General features: G+C 68.7%; 17 protein-coding genes and 3 pseudogenes. 13 read left to right on the top strand and 7 right to left on the bottom strand.

Features of this window, described 5'->3' with window-relative positions; genetic code table 11:
• The first annotated feature begins 142 nt into the window (after window positions 1-142).
• Together KUTG_RS06390 and KUTG_RS06385 are read left to right on the top strand one after the other, a co-directional pair.
• Window positions 143-1,195 (top strand): chitosanase, encoded by a 1,053-nt coding sequence (locus KUTG_RS06390; protein WP_043715608.1) that lies wholly within the window; start codon window positions 143-145, stop codon window positions 1,193-1,195.
• 43 nt (window positions 1,196-1,238) lie between these two features.
• Window positions 1,239-1,778 (top strand): annotated as a pseudogene (locus tag KUTG_RS06385) (IS630 family transposase); the annotation flags it as partial.
• A 118-nt stretch (window positions 1,779-1,896) separates the two neighbouring features.
• Here KUTG_RS06385 and ltrA read toward each other — a convergent pair.
• Window positions 1,897-3,330 carry a group II intron reverse transcriptase/maturase gene (gene ltrA / locus KUTG_RS06380; protein WP_043714528.1) on the bottom strand — a complete coding sequence of 478 codons (1,434 nt, stop codon included), beginning with the start codon at window positions 3,328-3,330 and terminating at the stop codon, window positions 1,897-1,899.
• Window positions 3,331-3,954: 624 nt separating this feature from the next.
• Between ltrA and KUTG_RS06370 the strand changes: the two genes are divergently transcribed.
• Entirely contained in the window at window positions 3,955-4,497 is a 543-nt protein-coding gene (locus KUTG_RS06370) for an IS630 family transposase (RefSeq protein WP_369794618.1), read from the top strand.
• Window positions 4,498-4,506: 9 nt separating this feature from the next.
• On the opposite strand, the gene KUTG_RS06365 is transcribed toward KUTG_RS06370, so the two are convergent.
• On the bottom strand, window positions 4,507-5,022 hold the full coding sequence (locus tag KUTG_RS06365) for a CGNR zinc finger domain-containing protein (protein ID WP_043715607.1): 516 nt from the start codon (window positions 5,020-5,022) through the stop codon (window positions 4,507-4,509).
• 25 nt (window positions 5,023-5,047) lie between these two features.
• Here KUTG_RS06365 and KUTG_RS60855 point away from each other — a divergent pair, with 25 nt between their 5' ends.
• From KUTG_RS60855 to KUTG_RS06355, 3 genes are all read left to right on the top strand, one after another.
• Window positions 5,048-5,209, top strand: coding sequence for a hypothetical protein (locus KUTG_RS60855; RefSeq protein ID WP_198047045.1), 162 nt, complete (start codon window positions 5,048-5,050; stop codon window positions 5,207-5,209).
• A 137-nt stretch (window positions 5,210-5,346) separates the two neighbouring features.
• Window positions 5,347-7,173, top strand: coding sequence for a beta-galactosidase (locus KUTG_RS06360; protein WP_198047044.1), 1,827 nt, complete (start codon window positions 5,347-5,349; stop codon window positions 7,171-7,173).
• A 12-nt stretch (window positions 7,174-7,185) separates the two neighbouring features.
• Window positions 7,186-8,763 carry a ricin-type beta-trefoil lectin domain protein gene (locus tag KUTG_RS06355; RefSeq protein WP_043715606.1) on the top strand — a complete coding sequence of 526 codons (1,578 nt, stop codon included), beginning with the start codon at window positions 7,186-7,188 and terminating at the stop codon, window positions 8,761-8,763.
• 414 nt (window positions 8,764-9,177) lie between these two features.
• On the opposite strand, the gene KUTG_RS56035 is transcribed toward KUTG_RS06355, so the two are convergent.
• On the bottom strand, window positions 9,178-9,606 hold the full coding sequence (locus tag KUTG_RS56035) for a TetR/AcrR family transcriptional regulator (RefSeq protein ID WP_198047043.1): 429 nt from the start codon (window positions 9,604-9,606) through the stop codon (window positions 9,178-9,180).
• 45 nt (window positions 9,607-9,651) lie between these two features.
• On the opposite strand from KUTG_RS56035, the gene KUTG_RS06345 reads away from it, so the two are divergent.
• Complete coding sequence (locus tag KUTG_RS06345) at window positions 9,652-10,131, top strand: GNAT family N-acetyltransferase (RefSeq protein ID WP_232240686.1); 480 nt, start codon at window positions 9,652-9,654, stop codon at window positions 10,129-10,131.
• On the opposite strand, the gene KUTG_RS06340 is transcribed toward KUTG_RS06345, so the two are convergent.
• From KUTG_RS06340 to KUTG_RS53015, 4 genes are all read right to left on the bottom strand, one after another.
• Window positions 10,100-10,939, bottom strand: coding sequence for an alpha/beta fold hydrolase (locus KUTG_RS06340; RefSeq protein WP_043715605.1), 840 nt, complete (start codon window positions 10,937-10,939; stop codon window positions 10,100-10,102). The two genes, KUTG_RS06345 and KUTG_RS06340, sit on opposite strands and share 32 nt — an antisense overlap.
• A gap of 25 nt (window positions 10,940-10,964) precedes the next feature.
• A complete protein-coding gene (locus KUTG_RS06335; RefSeq protein WP_084578967.1) occupies window positions 10,965-11,297 on the bottom strand; it encodes a DUF4333 domain-containing protein in 333 nt (110 codons plus the stop codon).
• Window positions 11,298-11,377: 80 nt separating this feature from the next.
• Window positions 11,378-11,968 (bottom strand): P-loop nucleotide/nucleoside kinase family protein, encoded by a 591-nt coding sequence (locus tag KUTG_RS06330; protein WP_084578965.1) that lies wholly within the window; start codon window positions 11,966-11,968, stop codon window positions 11,378-11,380.
• A gap of 107 nt (window positions 11,969-12,075) precedes the next feature.
• A complete protein-coding gene (locus tag KUTG_RS53015) occupies window positions 12,076-12,663 on the bottom strand; it encodes a phosphatase PAP2 family protein (protein ID WP_052394117.1) in 588 nt (195 codons plus the stop codon).
• A gap of 34 nt (window positions 12,664-12,697) precedes the next feature.
• Between KUTG_RS53015 and KUTG_RS63270 the strand changes: the two are divergent.
• The 6 genes and pseudogenes from KUTG_RS63270 to KUTG_RS06305 form a co-directional block, all read left to right on the top strand.
• Window positions 12,698-13,465, top strand: a pseudogene (locus KUTG_RS63270) (alpha/beta hydrolase); the annotation flags it as partial.
• A gap of 94 nt (window positions 13,466-13,559) precedes the next feature.
• A pseudogene (locus KUTG_RS66010) lies at window positions 13,560-13,649 on the top strand (NAD(P)-binding protein); the annotation flags it as partial.
• Window positions 13,650-13,707: 58 nt separating this feature from the next.
• A complete protein-coding gene (locus KUTG_RS58060; protein WP_369794623.1) occupies window positions 13,708-14,787 on the top strand; it encodes an NAD(P)/FAD-dependent oxidoreductase in 1,080 nt (359 codons plus the stop codon).
• Window positions 14,781-15,494 carry a DUF1365 domain-containing protein gene (locus KUTG_RS06315; protein ID WP_043715602.1) on the top strand — a complete coding sequence of 238 codons (714 nt, stop codon included), beginning with the start codon at window positions 14,781-14,783 and terminating at the stop codon, window positions 15,492-15,494. The genes KUTG_RS58060 and KUTG_RS06315 overlap by 7 nt, the downstream gene beginning before the upstream one ends.
• Window positions 15,491-16,723: an SAM-dependent methyltransferase gene (locus tag KUTG_RS06310; protein ID WP_043715601.1), complete on the top strand. Its 1,233-nt coding sequence runs from the start codon at window positions 15,491-15,493 to the stop codon at window positions 16,721-16,723. Before KUTG_RS06315 ends, KUTG_RS06310 begins: the two co-directional genes overlap by 4 nt.
• Window positions 16,724-16,791: 68 nt before the next feature.
• Window positions 16,792-17,592 (top strand): PfkB family carbohydrate kinase (locus tag KUTG_RS06305; RefSeq protein ID WP_063753690.1); only part of this gene is annotated, 801 nt, incomplete at its 3' end.

Below are 17,592 nucleotides of genomic sequence, written 5' to 3'. Positions count from 1 at the left end.
TGAGTCATCGGATGTGTTGTCGGCTGCGGTGTTCGGCTGCACCGAACGCGCCATGCGGGAGGCCGATCGGTTGAACCGCGTCGCTCCCACCTGCGTAAACCCACTAGTGTGCGCAATGCGATCGACCACGGAGCGAACGCGAGTGCAGCCCGGCAACGGCGGTGAGCCCCGGTCCAAGGGGTTCTGGGACGCGGAGATCGGCGGCCTGCCGCTGCGGACCGCCGTCCCGGTGGCGCTCGCGCTGGTGACCAGCGTCGGCATCGCCTTCGCCACACTGATGCCCGCGTCGAGCCCCGACGCCGCCGCGCCACCCGTCGTCGTGCCGACCGGCCCGTCGCAGATCACGCTGCCGCCGGCCGGGTCCCCGCCGCCCGCCGCCTCGACCTCGCCCACCGGCGGCCCCACCTCCACCGGCGGCGCCACCACGACCACCACGCCCAGGCCCCCGGCCGGGCCGACCCTGCCCGCCCAGGTCGTGGCCATGCTCGACGACATCACGTCGGTGTTCGAGCAGAGCAAGACCACGCCCCAGTACGCCAGCATCGTCAACGACCACGACGGCTGCGGCTTCAAGGCCGGCTGGGCCAGCTTCTGCACCTCGCGGGGCGACCTGTTCACCGTGGTCGTCCAGTACACCGACGCCGTGCCCGACAACCCGTTGCGGCGCTACCTGCCCACGTTGCAGAAGCTGGGGGAGACCCACAGCGAGGACACCGTCGCCCTCGGCGACTCCTTCGTCAACGACTGGCGCACCGCGGCCGCCGACCGCCGCTTCGACGAGGCCCAGCTCCGGGTCGCCCACCAGCTCTTCCTCACGCCCGCGCTGGCCATCGCCAACCAGCTCAACATCCGCAGCAACCTCGGCATCGAGGACCTCTTCGACACCGCGCTGATGATGGGGGCCAGCAGCAGCGACTGCGACGGACTGCCCAAGCTCATCACCGAGTCCATCATCGAGGCCTCCGGCACACCGGTCTCGGGCATAACCGAGCAGGTGTTCCTGGCCTACTTCAACCAGGTCCGGCTCAAGCACATGCGCAACCCCTGCACCACCGGCCGGCAGAAGGTGTGGAGCGACGCGGTGGACCGGGTGCAGGCGCTGCAGCAGTTGGCGGACAAGAACTGCTGGAACCTGACCGCGCCGCTGGAGATCGGGGCCGACTTCAAGGTGACGATCAGGACGCCCACCGACTAGTGTCCTGCGCCTAAAGTTCGTTGATTAATTGTAGGATTGACGGATGGCAGGTAGAGGCCGGCCGGTGGCCGCTGTGGTGTTAACCGACGAGGAACGCGAGACGCTTCAACGGTGGGCGCGGCGGGCGAAGTCGTCGCAGGCATTGGCACAGCGATGCCGAATCGTGCTCGGGTGCGCGGCCGGCGGATCCAATCAGGACGTCGCCGCCGAGTTGGGGATCTGGCCGCAGACGGTGGGCAAGTGGCGACGACGGTTCCTGGACAGGCGCCTGGAGGGCTTGGTGGACGAGCCACGTCCGGGCGCCCCGCGCAAGATCACCGACGAGCAGGTCGAGGAACTGGTGGTGGCCACGCTGGAACGGACCCCGGCCGATGCCACGCACTGGTCGCGGACCTCGATGGCGGCCGAGAGCGGATTGTCCAAGTCGACGGTCGGACGGATCTGGAAGGCGTTCAACCTCAAGCCCCACCAGGTCGACACCTTCAAACTCAGCAACGATCCGCAGTTCGTCGACAAGGTCCGCGACGTCGTCGGGCTCTACCTGAATCCGCCCGACAAGGCGCTGGTCCTCTGCGTCGACGAGTTGGGTCGGACCGGGGCGCGTTGACGTCCTTACGAACGTTACGTTTCCCCGGCCCGCCCGCCGAACCGGACGTGCCCATTCCTGAGCATCCGGCTCTCCACGAGCCCGTGTCAGCGGATCACTTTGCTGGTTCTGGCGTTATGACTGCCCAGGGTGTAGGGATGTTGGCCGCCCGGTATCGGTAACGGCTGACCGTCACCGTCTGGGGCTGGAACAACGTCACCTCGTCCTCCGTCGGTCGCCACCCCGGAAGGTAACGGCGCATGAGGACGGCCCACTTCGTTTTGTTGTGCCGCTTACGAATCCACCGCACTACCCGATGCCAGGCGTAATCATCGAGGTAGTGGAAGGTCGCCTTCGACACACCATGACGGAAGTAGACGCACCAACCCCGCAGCACCAAGTTGAGTTGGCGCAGCAGGGCGGCAAGTGTTGGATGCGACGACCTGCGGGTCAGCGCGCGGACCCGCCCGACGATCGAGGCCAGCGCCTTCTTCGACGGGTAGGTGTAGACCACGCGCTTGTCCGTGCCCCGCTTCCGTTTCCGCTGGATGCGGAACCCGAGGAAGTCGAAGCCCTCATCGATGTGACAGACCCTCGTCTTGGCTGCCGACAACCGCAGGCCCATCGGGGCCAACAGTCCGGCCACCACCTCCCGGAGGTCTTCGGCATGCCGCTTCGACCCGGACACCAGAACCACGAAATCGTCCGCGTAGCGAACGATCCGATAGGTGGCCGACCCCTTGCGGCGCGCCACGAACCGCCGATACGAGGTGCCGCTGGCCGCCCATGCCCGGGCGAAATGCTCGTCCAGGACTGACAGGGCGATGTTGGCCAGCAACGGAGACAGGATCCCGCCTTGGGGTGTGCCGGTACTGGTGTTCCTGACCACGCCGTCCTCGCTGAGGACGCCCGCATGCAGGAACGCCTTCACCAGAGCCAGAACACGTTTGTCCCCGACCCGACCACGCACCCGGTCCATCAGGGCCGGGTGGTCGATCATGTCGAAGCACGCCTCGATGTCCCCTTCCAGGACCCACTCATACGAGCGGGACGTGAACTGGTGGATCTCCGCGATCGCATCCTGGGCCCGGCGCCGAGGACGGAAACCGTAGGAACACGGTTGGAAGTCCGCCTCGAAGATCGGCTCCAGTACCAGCTTCAGAGCCGCCTGCACGGTGCGGTCCCGCGCGGTCGGGATACCCAAGCGACGCAGATTCGCGCTGCCCGGCTTGGGGATCATCCGCTCCCGCACGGGCATCGGGTCGAACCGCCGCTCCCTGAGATCTCGCCTCAAGGTGGGCAGGAACCACTCCTCGGCGGCGAACACGGCGTCCGGACGGACACCATCCACCCCCGCCGACCGCTTACCCTTGTTGCCCCTGACCCGCGTCCACGCCACAACGAGAACAGCCGGGTCACACACCAAATTGAACACGTCGTCGAACCGGCGACCAGGACCATCGATCGCCCACTGATGCAGCTTGGTCTGGATCCGCAGTACCCGCGCCTCGGCCTCCTCGACCGTCGGCCACAGCACACCCGTATTCACCGGTGATCTCCTGCCCTTCCGTTCCCATCGCCGCGGACTCGCTGCCGCCCTTCGCCATGTGGCCGGCTTTCCCGACCTCGGACTACTACGACGGCTCCGCCACGCCCCGGCCCGCTCAGCCGACGACGAGCCTGCCCGCACCCGACCTGGACGGCCAGCACGCGGGACCAGCCCGGGACGCTTCCCACGTTCACCACACACCGGTCGACGGGGTCGGTGCCCAGCTTTGCCCCTGCGACATCGCCACGAGTACGCCGCAGCCTTTCCTCGCGGCCTCCCTGCCGGCGTCTTCACCCGGCCCGAAAGTCACCCGCCCTGTCCCGGACATCCGGTCAAGACAGGTGTGCGTCGCGCTCCGGCCCGCATCCGCCAGGTTGGAGCCGGTGTATCTCTTGAGAGGCTTTAACCGCTGGTTCCTCACGTACACCTTTCCGTCTCGCTAGGTGAGCCCGAGCCGTCTGGCAGTGCCGGCCCGTCTCCTCGTTGTCAGGGCTGCTCCCACCCTCCCCGGCGCCTCCCGGATCAGGCTGCCCTCAGCTTCATCGACCTGCTGCGACAGGACGACGGCGGAGGTCTCTCACCTCCACCCGATAGTGCAGCGCCTCGTGGCGCACGAAGTCGCAGATCCAGGCGCTGGACCGGTCCGCGCCGATGCTGCCGATGATGCCCGGCCTGCCGCAGCGCCGTACCCATGACTACATCCGGCACGGCATCACCACCCTGTTCGCCGCGCTCGACGTGGCCAGCGGCGAGGTGATCGGCTCCATCCACCGCCGTCACCGCGCGGTGGAGTTCAAGAAGTTCCTCACCACACTGGACAAGCAGGTGCCCGCCGACCTTGACGTGCACCTAATCTGCGACAACTACACCACCCACAAACACCCCACGATCAACAAGTGGCTGGCCGCGCACCCCCGCTTCCACATGCACTTCACCCCGACCTACTCCTCCTGGCTCAACCAGGTGGAGCGATGGTTCGGCTTGCTGACCGACAAACGCCTGCGTCGAGCTGCGCACAAGTCCTTACGTGCACTGGAAAACGACATCCGCGACTGGATCACGACGTGGAACGCCGATCCCAGGCCGTTCGTGTGGACCAAGGACGCTGACGAGATCCTCGACCGCCTCGCCTCATATCTTGACCGAATTCCTGGCGCAGGACACTAGGTCCTTGGGTCAACCCGTCTGGCGCTGGCGGTGGTCGGCGACGTAGACCCGGGTCGCGCAGCGGGTGGAGCAGAAGCGGCGGCGGCCGTTGCGTGAGGTGTCGACAAAAACCGTGTCGCAGCCGAGGCGGTCGCAGCTGCCGGCGCGGGCCGGGTCCTCGCACACGAGATGGGCGAGACCGCCGGCGGTGTAGGCGCGCACACGGTCCACAATGGACCCGCCGGAGACGTGGTAGTGCAGGTGGGGCGGCCGGCCGTCGTGGCGGGAGATGTAGGGGGCGCTAGCGGAGTCGGCCAGCAGGCGGTTGAGTAGCTCGACCCGGGCGTCCACATCGGACGTGGCGAAGACCTCGCGCAGCCGTAACCGCCAAGCGGCGATCGCCGACGCGTCGGACGGGCTCACGGCGGTGACGGCCATGCCGTGGTCGCGGAGCGTGGCCAGCACGACCTCGGGCGGCATGTCCTGGAGGTTCACGAGCGCGGCGGCCGCCTGGGCGCCGGGTCCGCCGTAAGGGTTGAAGTGCACTGAAGCATTACAGCACGCTGGGACCATGACCGACGAGACCTGTCCGCGCTGCTCATGGCCGGTGGTGGAGCTGCCGCCGCAGGCCCGACACCCGGGCCGACAAGGCGTGGAGTACCTGCGCTGTCTCTGCGGCAGCTGGCTGGCCCGCGTGGACGGAGTCATCGTGGGCGCGACCAGAGCGAGCTGATCACTGCGCGAAACTGCTTGATTTACCTACTTTAGGAGCATGGACGAGCAGTAGTGCGCACCCGTAGTGTCCGTTCCCGACGACGACGTCGGCGGGAAGGCACAGCCATGGAGATGGGCCGGCGATGGTTCCTGGCCATGAGCGGACTGGCCCCGCTCGCCGCGGTGGCCCCCGGTCCGCCGGCCCGGGAACAGAGACGGTGCGGCCATCGCTTCGCGTTCGCCCCGGACGGCGGCGGCTTCCTGCTCGACTGCCAGCGGTTCCAGATCCGCAGCGGCGAGATGCACCCGGCGCGCATCCCGGTCGAGCACTGGCGCCACCGCATCCTCATGGCCAAGGCGATGGGCCTCAACACGATCTCGATCTACGTGATGTGGAACTACGTGGAGCCCCGCCCGGGCGTCTTCGACTTCCGCAGCGAGCAGCGCGACATCGAGGCGTTCATCCGGCTCTGCCAGGCCGCCGGCATGTGGGTGCTGCTGCGCCCGGGGCCGTACGTCTGCGGCGAGTGGGATCTCGGCGGCATTCCGCCCTATCTGTTGGCCAATAAGGACATCAAGCTGCGCGTGCACGAGGACGAGCGCTACCTGGCGGCGGTCCGCCGCTACATCGCGCAGCTCGCGCCCCGGATCCGCCCGCTGATGATCGGCAACGGCGGTCCGGTCCTGATGGTGCAGATCGAGAACGAGTACGGCTCCTACGGCAGCGACCCCGCCTACCTGGAGCAGCTCCGCCAGCTGTGGCTGGAGCAGGGGATCGACGGGCCCTTCTACACCGAGGACGGCCTGGGGCAGCTGGAACACAACCACAGCAACGTCAGCGGCGGGGCCATCGCGCTCAGCGGCGGGGACGCGGCCTCGATCGCCGCCGCCCGCCAGGCCTATCCGGCCGTGCCGGCGATGGCCGGCGAGGTGTACCCGGGCTGGCTGACGCACTGGGGCGACAAGAACTTCGCCGGCCCCACCGACATTTCCCCGGACCTCAAGGCGTTCATGGACGGCGGCCTGTCGTTCAACCTGTACATGGTGCACGGCGGCACCAGCTTCGGCTTCTACGCCGGCGCCAACGCCAACGACCTCTCCGGCGCCTATCAGCCCGACGTCACCAGCTACGACTACGCCGCCCCGATCACCGAGCAGGGCGTGGCCACCCCGGAGTTCCACAAGTACCGCAGCCTGATCGGCAGTTACGGCCTGCCGCTGCCGACGATTCCCGATGCGAAGCCGACGATCGTGCCCGCTCCGGTGACGCCGACCGTCTTCGCCTCGCTGTGGGACAACCTGCCCGATGCCGTGGCCAGCGCCGACCCGCAGCCGTTCGAGATGCTCGGCCAGAGCTACGGCTTCGCCTTGTACCGCACCACCATCGCCGACACCGGCGCCCTCGACATCCGCTGGGTGCACGACTACGCCACCGTTTTCGTCGACGGGCACTACGAGGGCGGCCTGTCCCGCACGCTCATCCCCGACGCCGAGTCGAAGAAGCTCAACGTCACCAACAACAACGCGCCGCTGACCCTGACCACCTCCGGCGGCACGCTGGACGTCCTGGTCGAGGGCATGGGGCGCACCAACTACGGCCAGGCCATCGTCGACCGCAAGGGCATCCTGGAATCGGTGTCGCTCAACGGGAAGAGGATCACCGGCTGGCAGATCTTCCCGCTTCCGTTGGACAACACCGCCGCCCTCAAGCCGATCGTCAAGGACGCCCAGCGACCCGGCCTGTTCTTCAAGGCTGCCCTCCAGCTCGACCGGACCGGCGACACCTACCTGGATCTTTCCCGCTGGACCAAGGGAGTGGTCTGGGTGAACGGCCACAACCTGGGCCGGTACTGGGAGATCGGCCCGCAGCACCGCCTGTTCTGCCCCGCGCCGTGGCTTCGGCCGGGGCGCAACGAGATCCTCGTGTTCGACCTGCACCAGACCACCCCGCAACCGATCAGCTTCGCGCGAACCTTGAGCTGAAAGGCATCCGCCGTGCGATCCATTCTCCTGCTCGCGGCGGTCACGGCCGCCTCCCTGCTGACCCCCGTGACCGCCGCTGCCGCCCCGACCCTGGCCGACACGCCGCCGATGGGCTGGAACGACTGGGCGCACTACCAGTGCGACTTCACCGAGCAGACCATCCTGTCCAACGCCGACGCCCTGGTCTCCACCGGCCTCGCGGCCAGGGGCTACAACACCGTCACCATCGACGACTGCTGGATGTCGAAATCCCGTGACGGCAAGGGAGACCTCGTCGCCGATCCGGCGAGATTCCCGGACGGCATGGCCTACGTGGGCAAGTACCTGCACAACAAGGGCCTCCGCTTCGGCATCTACGAGGACGCCGGCACGCTCACCTGCGGCGGCTATCCGGGCAGCTGGAACCATTTCCAGCAGGACGCCGACCTGTTCGCGAGCTGGGGCGTGGACTACCTCAAGCTGGACGGTTGCAACCTGCCGAGCGTGGCCGGCCAGACCGAGGAGCAGACCTACCGCGGCGCCTACGCCGACCAGGCGGCGGCGCTGGCCAAGACCGGCCGCAAGATCGTGTTCTCCGAGTCGGCCCCGGCCTACTTCCAGGGAACCCCGGACTGGTACACGATTCTGGGCTGGGTCAAGCAGTACGGGCAGCTCTGGCGTGAGGGCTACGACGTCGCCACGTACGACGCGAACAAACCCGACAACAGCCGCTGGGGCAGCGTGCTGGGCAACTACGGCTACAACAACCCGCTCGGCCGCTATGCCGCCCCGGGCAACTGGAACGACCCGGACTTCCTCATCGCCGGCGACGGCGGCATGACCGCCGACGAGTCCCGCAGCCAGGTCGCGCTGTGGGCGATGATGGCCGCGCCGATGATCCTCAGCTCGGACGTGACCAAGCTGTCGGCGGACTCGGTGAAGACCTTGGGCAACAAGGACATCATCGCCGTGGATCAGGACCGCCTGGGCAAGCAGGGCACGGTGTACGCCCAGAACGGCACCACCGACGTCCTGTACCGGCCGCTGGCCAACGGCGACCGCGCGGTGGCGATCCTCAACCGCGGCGGGGCCTCGGTCACCACCAGCACCACCGCCGGCCTGCCGAGTTGTTCCTTCACGGCCAAGGACCTGTGGACCGGCAAGACCTCGAACGCCGTCAGCGCAACGATTCCGGCCCATGGCACCGCCATCTTCCGTGTGACGCCGGGCAGTGACTGCGGCCAGCCGGCGCCGATCGGCCAGATCTCCGCCACCAGCGGCAAGTGCGTGGACGACAGCAACAGCGGCACCGCCGACGGCAATCCGGTGATCCTGTGGCCCTGCACCGGAAACGCCAACCAGCGCTGGCAGGTCGCCGGCGGAACCGTGCAGTCGCTGGGCAAGTGCCTGACCAGCAGCGGGAACAAGGCCGTGCTGTCCACCTGCGACGGCAGCGCGGGCCAGCAGTGGTCGTACAAGCTGAACGGCAACCTGGTCAACCAGAACCTGTGCCTGGACGTCACGGGCGGCGGCAGCGACAACGGGACGGCGCTGGGCCTGTACGCCTGCGGCAACAACCAGCTCAACCAGATCTGGACCCTGCCGGCCTGAGGCCGGCGCGAGCGGCCTGCCGGCGGTCCCCCGATCGGCCGCCGGTGATGTTCATTTAATAGCATCAGTGCCTGCATTATCGTCATTATCCAGATCCGACGGTGGCAAGCTTCACATCGGTAAAGAATTCCATCCGTGAGTGCCAACACCCGCTTTCTCGCTGCGGCATCACGCTTGTGTTCGGGACGCCATCTTCTTACTGCGGAAGTAACTCATGACCTATTTAACTCTATCGTATCCCGATTTCAAACTATGCATGTCCCTAGCGCGACTACGTAGATGAGGTTACACCCGCCAGCTTTAACAAGATTATCTCCGTAGGTTCGTATCTGGTTGTATTACCCTAGATAAGAAAATCCATTGTATGTTCGGCAGGACTAAAGTAGTGCCCTGTAATCAATCTGACGTATGATTTCACCGGCGCTTTGCTAAAGTAATATTGACGGAGGTTACGCCCACCGGATCATATCGGAGATTAGCCAGACCTTCGAGATTCACCACACAGTCGTCGATCACTAGTGAGGGCTTAATACCGTATTGCAACCTGTGCATCTCGGTCGTGGCCAGCCCCTGAGCGAGCACGGCCCGCAGCGCCTCCCGAGGACCGGCGGCTGCCGCCTCCAGCGCCTCGACGCGTTCCAGAGTGCGCGAGTGCAGCAGCTCCCGGGCGTGCCGGAGCAGCGCCCGCCGATTGGGGAACCGGTGCATGACGAGCCCGGTCGTACACCCGGCGGCCGCCGCCACCGCGCGGATGGTGAGGTGCTCCAGCCCCTGCTGGGCCAGCACGTCCCACACCGCCTGCGACAGCTGCTCCGCCGCCCGCGGGTTCGCCGCTCGTGACATGGCCGCCCTTCCGTTCGGAACAGACGTTACCGTAACATCTGTTCCGTGACGACGATCGAAGCCCGCCCCTGGGACGACCCGCATGGCGTCTACCTGCGGGAACAGCAGCGTGTAGAGATACTGGCCCGCTACGACGGCGAGGACACCGAACCCGGCGTGCACCCCAGCGCCGACGACGTGGCGGTCTTCCTGATCGCCTTCGACGACGCCGGCACGCCCCTGGGCTGCGGCGCCCTGCGTCAACTCGACGACACGTCCGCCGAGGTCAAGCGCATGTTCGTGGAGAAGTCGGCTCGCGGCACCGGCGTGGCGACGGCCGTGCTCCGCGCCCTGGAGCAGGCGGCCGTCGACCGCGGCTGGACCACCGTGAGGCTGGAGACCGGCACCGGCCAGCCCGACGCGATCCGCTTCTACGAACGCGAGGGCTACGTCCCGATCCCGGCCTACGGCGACTACATCGGCAGCGAGACCTCGCTCTGCTATGAGCGCGTGCTCAGCTCCGGTGTGCCAGCAGATGCTCGATGAGCAGCCGGCACAGCTCCTCGGCCGCCTCCTCCGGGATCCAGTGCGAGACGTCCTCCACGATCTCCAGGCGGTAGGGGCCGGTGACGTGCTTCTCGGTGGCCAGCACGCCGGCCGAGCCGACGGCGTTGTCCTCGGTGCTCCACACCATCAGCGTCGGCACCTCCACCGGCCCGACCTCGGCGCCCAGGTCCATCGCCCGATACCAGTTCAGCGCCGCCGTCAGCGCGCCCGGCTGCGTGAAGCGGTCCAGGTAGTGCTCGATGTGGTCCTCGGGGACCTTCCAGTCGTAGATGCGGCGCAGCTTGTCGGCCTCGTCGGCCAGCAGCGTCTTCTCCGCCGACCCGGCCGCCCGGAACGTGCCGATGTAGCGGGACCGCTCGTGCTGGTCCTCGTCGGTGGCCCGGGCGTGCTCGAAGGCCGCCGGATGCGGCACCGACACCGCCGTCAGCGTCCGCACGCGCTCCGGCATCGCCGCCGCGGCCGCCCACGCCACGATCGCGCCCCAGTCGTGGCCCACCAGGTCGAACCGCTGCCAGCCCAGCTCGTCCGCGATCGCCGCCACGTCCCCGACCAGCTCCTCCAGGCGGTAGTCGCTGACGTGCTCCGGGCGCACCCCGGGGGAGTAGCCGCGCTGGTCCGGGGCGACCGCGCGGCAGCCGCCGCCCCCGAGCACCCGCAGCTGCTGCTCCCATTCCAGCGAGGACTCCGGAAACCCGTGCAGCAGCAGCACCTCGCGGCCGTCCTCGTCCCCGCTGGCCAGCGCGTCGAACGTGCCGGCCGGCGTGGAGATGCGCGTTTTCTCGATCACACGGTCGACTCTAGCGTCCGCCCGATCACTGCTTCTCGATGGACAGCTCACCCTGATCGTCGAGGATCTTGACCTCGTAGGTCTCCGGGTTGGTGTTGCCCCAGGCCCGGCACTCGAACTTGGCGCCCACCTCGACCACCACCGACACCGGGCAGTACACCCGCGGCGGCCCGTTCTTCGTCTCGCCGACCGTGTTCGCCACCTGCTTCTCCACCGCCGCCGGATCCAGCACCCGCACCGGCTTCACCGTGACCGTGTCCGTGCTCATGACCTTGACCGTCAACACGACCGCGCAGACGGCCACGACGATCGCCGAGAAGGCCACTGCGAGACGCGCGAAGCTGCGCTGTTCAGCCATGCGCGCAGTACTACCGCCAGCGGCCCCGGGCAGGAGCCGAATGGATCAACCTGTGGCACGGATCACTTCCTCGACCGAGCTCAGGTGTCGGTGCAGGTGGGCCAGTGGTCCTCCGCCCACGCCGCCCAGTCCGGCCAGCCGGCCGGTGGCCCGGGGATCTCCCCGCCGTCGAGTTCGCCGGCGTCAGGCGTCTGAAACTGCCGCCGCCAACCGTCCACTTCGGCTTCGCTCATCGGGAATGTCCGCTGTGGCGTCGTTTCCTGTCGGTGCGCGATGCGGGCCAGTTGGACGTCCTTGTCCACCGGCAGGTAGACCACCTGGCACGCCGCCCCGGCCGCCTCGGCCAGCCACCGCAGCGCCGACCGTTCGTCCCGGCCCCAGAGCCCGAAGTCGAGCACAACGTCGACCCCCAGCCGCAGCGTCTGAAGGGCGACCGAGATGAGCCGTCCTTCGACCACCCAGCGTTTGCCGTCGGCCATCGAGTCCCCGTACAGCGGAATCATCCAGTGATCCGGGGTCAGCCGCAGCGCCCGGCGCGCCGTCGCGAGCTCCTCGGCTCGGGTGGTCTTCCCGGCGGCGGGCAGCCCGACCATCAGGAACAGGGTGGCGACCGGTCCGGTCGGCAACGGGCAGGGCAGTGGTTCCGCATCGGAAAGCGGCGACTGGGACATGGTTCTCCTGATCGGGCGGGCGTCACCGTACCCGGCCGTGAGCGGACGAGGGAGTTCTTTTCCGCCCGCCCGTGATCAGCCTGGGGCCCCACCGGCCAGGGCGCGGATCACGCGCTGTGCTGGAGTTCCCGCTCAGCGGCCGGCTCCGGCGTGAACCGGGCGATGAACCGGTCCTGCCAGAGCAGCGTCGCGCCCCACACGGCCAGGCCGGCCAGGGTGGACAGCAGCGCGCCGGCAGTGATGTCGGCCGGGTAGTGCACGCCGACGAACACGCGGGAGATCGCGACCAGCGCGGCCACGCCCATGAGGTACGGCCCCCACTTGGCCGAGACGAAGAACCACACCGAGATGGCCAGCGCGAACGACGCCGTGGCATGGTCGCTGGGCAGCGACACCCCGGGCTCGTGCGTGATCAGCATGTGCACCTGGTGGGTCTGGAACGGCCGCAGCGACAGATGGAACATACGCACGGTGACCGAGAGCGTGAGCCCGATGGCCAGCGTGGCGCCGACCTGCCCGATCCGCCACGCCCCGACCGGCCACCACCCGTCCTGCCTGGCGCGCAGGAACGTGGCCACGGCCCCGGCGGCGAACAGCAGGAAGATCAGGTACTTGGCGGCGAAGACCATCAGCAGGTCGAGCGGGCCGAACGTGCCGGCCAAGCCGTTGACGATGCCGAAGATCTCGTAGTTCACGCCCGCTCCTCGTGCTCACTGATGTTGATCAAGGATGCCGCACCGGCTGTTGGCCCCCGATTCACCCCCTGGACACCTTCTCCACAGTGCCAGAACATTCGGCGACGCGTGTGTACGGAAAGTCACCGTGAACCGGATGATCGTCGCGTGCGAACGGAGTGACATGTCCAGCTCAGTCGCACCCGTGCTGCGGGAACGAGGCCGCAGGCCCACCGGGGTGGCGCTGCTCCTGCACGGCGGCCGCGCCCGCAGCCACGAGCCGGCGACCAGGGCGAACCTCACCTATCTGCGGATGGTGCCGTTCGCGAGGGACCTGGCCGGGCAACCCGGCCTGCTCGTGGCCCAGCTCAGCTACCGCTATCGCGGCTGGAACGACCAAGACCCGGTCAAGGACACCCGCTGGGCGCTGGACGACCTGCGGCGGCGGCACGGTGAGCTACCGGTGGTCCTGGTCGGGCACTCCATGGGCGGCCGCGCCGCGCTGCACGCCGCGGACGACCGGAGCGTGCTGGGCGTGTGCGCGCTGGCGCCGTGGACCGAGCCGGGGGAGCCGGTCGCGCAGCTGGCCGGCAAGTCCCTGCTGATCGCCCACGGCGACCGCGAGCGCTGGACCGACCCGCGCCTGTCCTACGACTACGCGGTCCGGGCCAAGGCCGTCACCGACGACGTCTGCCGTTTCGAGGTGCACGGCGACGGGCACGCGATGCTGCGGCGCGCGCGTGAGTGGACGAGATTGGTGCGAAGTTTTGTCCTTGGTCGCCTGGATTACGAACCGATGCCCGGGTGGATCGCGAACGCTGTGCGTGAGCCGTCGCCGCGGGGCCTACGGGTGCCGCTGAGCCCTGGAAGGGGCCGCCGGATGAGCAGGGACAAGCTCGCCGTCATCGGGTCGGGGGGTGTCCGGGCTGACCGCCGCCTACCTGCTGCAACGCCGGTACGATGTGTCGCTGTTCGAGTCCGACGCGCGCCTGGGCGGCCACGCCCCACACGCACGACCTGCCGACGCAGGGCGGCGGCTACACCGCCGTGGACAGCGGATTCATCGTGCACAACGAGCGCACGTACCCGAATCTGCTGCGGCTGTTCCAGGAGCTCGGCGTGCCCACGCAGGACTCGGAGATGTCCATGAGCGTGCGCTGCGACGGCTGCGGCCTCGAATACGCGGGGGCGCGGCGGCTGCCGGGGCTGTTCGCCCAGCGCGCCAACGTCGTTCGCGGGCGCTACCTGCGGATGTTGGCCGAGGTCAAGCGGTTCCACCGGCACGCGCGGCGGGTGATGGACGACGAGCGGGCCGGTGACGTCACGCTGGGCGCGTTTCTGGCCGTCGGCGGCTATTCGACGTACTTCATGCAGCACTTCATGGTGCCGATGGTGGCGGCGGTGTGGTCGTCGGGCGAGGCGTCGTCGCTGAGCTACCCGGCGCGGTACCTGTTCACCTTCCTGGCCAACCACGGCATGCTGTCCGTCGGCGGTTCGCCGCAGTGGAAAACCGTGGTCGGCGGGTCGCGGCGGTACGTGGAGCGGGCGGCGAAAGGCCTGTCGGCGGTGGAGATCTCGACGCCGATCCGCGCGGTGAGCCGGACGGCCGGCGGCATGGCGATCAGGGACGACGCCGACCAGACCCACGAGTTCGACAAGGTCGTCGTGGCCACCCATCCGGATCAGGCGCTTCGCCTGCTGGCCAATCCGACCGCGGCGGAACGCGACGTGCTCGGGGCGTTCGAGTACTCCCGCAACGAGACCTGGCTGCACAGCGACCCTTCCGTGCTGCCGGTCTCGTCGAGGGCGCGGGCGTCGTGGAACTACCTCAAGACCAGCTGTCACGACGGCGGCGGCCCGGTTCTCGTCAGCTACGACATGAACCGGTTGCAGCGCCTGGGCACTCCCGTCGGCTATGTCGTCACGTTGAACGCCACGGGCCGGGTCGCGCCCGACGCGGTGATCGCCAGGATGGTGTACGAGCACCCGATCTACACGCCGGCCGCGCTGACCGCCCAGCGCCGGTTGCCGTCGCTGAACGACGGAACCGTGGCGTACGCGGGTGCCTACCACGGCTGGGGGTTCCATGAGGACGGTTGTGCCTCCGGCGTGCGGGCCGCCGAATCCCTGGGCGTCACGTGGTAGCGCCCGCGCTGTACGACGTGGAGGTCGCGCATGCGCGGCGGGAACGCATCGACTACGCCTTCAAGCATCGGGTGTTCCTGTGGCTCGTCGACCTCGACGCGTTGCCGTCATTGCCCCGGTGGCTACGGCCGTTCGCGCGCTTCGAATCCCGTGACCACCTGGGGATTCCGTCCCGCACCATCCGTCAGAACCTCGACGCCTACCTGGCGTCGAACGGCCTGGAGTGCGACCGGATCCTCATGCTGGCCAACGCCCGCTCGCTCGGGCACGTCTTCAACCCGCTGACCGTGTTCTGGTGCTACCGCGAGGAATCCCTGGCCTGCGTGATCGCCGAGGTGCACAACACGTACGGGGAACGGCACCACTACCTGCTGTTCCCCGACGAGGCCGGCCGGGCCCGCACCGACAAGGAGTTCTACGTCTCGCCGTTCCTCGACCTGGGCGGCGAGTACCTGATGCGGTTCGGCGAGCCCGGGCCGACGTTGTCCGTCACCATCGCGCTGCGCCAGCACGGCAAGACCCCGCTCACCGCCACGCTGCGCGGCCACCGCCGCCCGGCGACCCCGCTCGCGTTGGTCAAGCTGCTGATCACCCGGCCGCTGACCACGCACCGGGTGTCCGCGCTCATCCGCACGCATGGCATCGGCCTGTGGCTGCGCCGCATCCCGATCGTCCCCCGCACCCCGCACGAGGAGACCGCGCAATGACCAAGACCCGTGCAGTTCCGTTGCCCAGCAAGGGGATCTGGCCCGGGCTGGCCACCGTACCCCGCTCGCCGCTGCGTGCCGTGGCGGCGGAACGGCTGTTCCACCACGCCGTCCGCACGATCCCGGTGCGCGTGGAGTTCCCCGACGGCCGCGTGCTCGGGGCCGGCGGCCCGGACGCGCCGGTGATGCGGCTGCACCGGCCGGGCCACTTCTTCCAGCGCCTCGGCGCCGACGCCAAGATCGGCTTCGGCGAGGCGTACATGGTGGGGGACTGGTCCAGCCCCGAGGTCGCCGACGTGCTGACGCCGTTCGCCGCCCGCATGGCGACCCTCGTGCCGCGGCCGTTGCAGGCGCTGCGGCGGATCGCCGAGCGCACCCAACCGTCCGTCGAGGACAACGACCTGGCCGGCGCGCGGGAGAACATCCACCGGCACTACGACCTGTCCAACGACCTGTTCTCGGTCTTCCTCGACGAGACCATGACGTACTCCTCGGCCTGGTTCGCCGACCCAGAGCAGGATCTGATGGACGCCCAGCTCCGCAAGATCGACGGCGTGCTGGACTTCGCCGGCGTCGGCCCGGACACGCACGTGCTGGAGATCGGCACCGGCTGGGGCGCGCTGGCCATCCGGGCCGCGCAGCGGGGCGCCCGCGTGACGACCCTGACGCTGTCGGCCGAGCAGAAGGCCATGGCCGAGCAGCGGATCCAGGCCGCCGGTGTCGCCGACCGCGTGCAGGTGATGCTGCGCGACTACCGTGAGGCACACGGCAGTTACGACGCCGTGGTCAGCGTGGAGATGATCGAAGCGGTGGGGAAGGGGTACTGGCCCACGTACTTCGCCACCCTGGACCGGCTGGTGCGGCCCGGCGGGCGGATCGGGTTGCAGGCCATCACCATGCCGCACGACCGGATGCTGGCCACCGCCAACGCCTACACGTGGATGCACAAGTACGTGTTCCCCGGCGGGCTGATCCCGTCGGTGGAGGCCATCGAGGACGCCGTCGCCCAGCACACCGGGCTGCGGGTGGTGCAGGACCGGGCGTTCGGCCAGGACTACGCGCTGACCCTGCGGACGTGGCGGCGTCGGTTCCTCGGTCGCTGGCAGGAGGTCGCCGCGCTGGGCTTCGACGAGACGTTCCGGCGGATGTGGGAGTTCTACCTGGCCTACTCCGAGGCCGGATTCCGCGCCGGTTACCTCGACGTCCACCAGTTCTGCCTGGCCAAGTGAGCAGCTGTCACCCGGCCGGGCGCCGTTGATCTTGGTCGTCGCGGCGTCGGCGTCCTAAGGTGACCCAGGTGGCAACGGCGTCAGAACACCAGAGTCCCGCGTTCGACGTGCTGCTGTCCGGCACGGTGTTCCTGGACATCATCTTCACCGGGCTCGCGCACCAGCCCTCGGCCGGCACGGAGGTGTGGTCGACCGGGCTGGGCTCCAGCCCGGGCGGCATCGCCAACCTGGCCGTCGCGCTGAGCCGGCTCCAGCTCAGCACCGCGCTGGCCGCCGCGTTCGGCGAGGACCTCTACGGCGACTTCTGCTGGGAGGTGCTGGCCAACCAGGAGAACGTCGACCTGTCGTGCAGTCGGCGGTTCTACGGCTGGCACTCGCCGCTGACCGTGTCGATGGCCGTGGACCGGGACCGCAGCATGGTCACCCACGGCCACCCGTCGCCGGTCGGGCCGGACGAGCTGCTCAGCCCGCCGCCGCGCACCCGTGCCGCCTATGTGCACGTCGACCTGCAGGAAGAGCGGTGGATCCGCGCCGTGAAGGAGCAGGGTGCGCTGCTGTTCGCCGACGTCGGCTGGGACCCGACCGAGCAGTGGGCGCCGTCCATGCTGCGCAAGCTCGACGGCTACGACGTGTTCCTGCCCAACTCCGTCGAGGCCATGAGCTACACCCGCGAGGACACCCCCGAGCGGGCCGCCGTGAAGCTGGCCGAGGTCGTGCCGGTGGTCGTCGTCACCCGTGGCGGCAACGGGGCCTTCGCCGTCGATTCCGCCAACGGCGTCACCGTGGACGTCGGCGGCCTGAACATGGCCGCGCTGGACCCCACCGGCGCCGGCGACGTCTTCGGGGCCGGCTTCGTGTTCGGACCCTCG

Source organism: Kutzneria sp. 744, from assembly GCF_000568255.1.
Lineage (GTDB): Bacteria > Actinomycetota > Actinomycetes > Mycobacteriales > Pseudonocardiaceae > Kutzneria.
The sequence above is the reverse complement of the archived record's forward strand: the minus strand, read 5'-3'. Positions and strand labels throughout refer to the sequence as shown.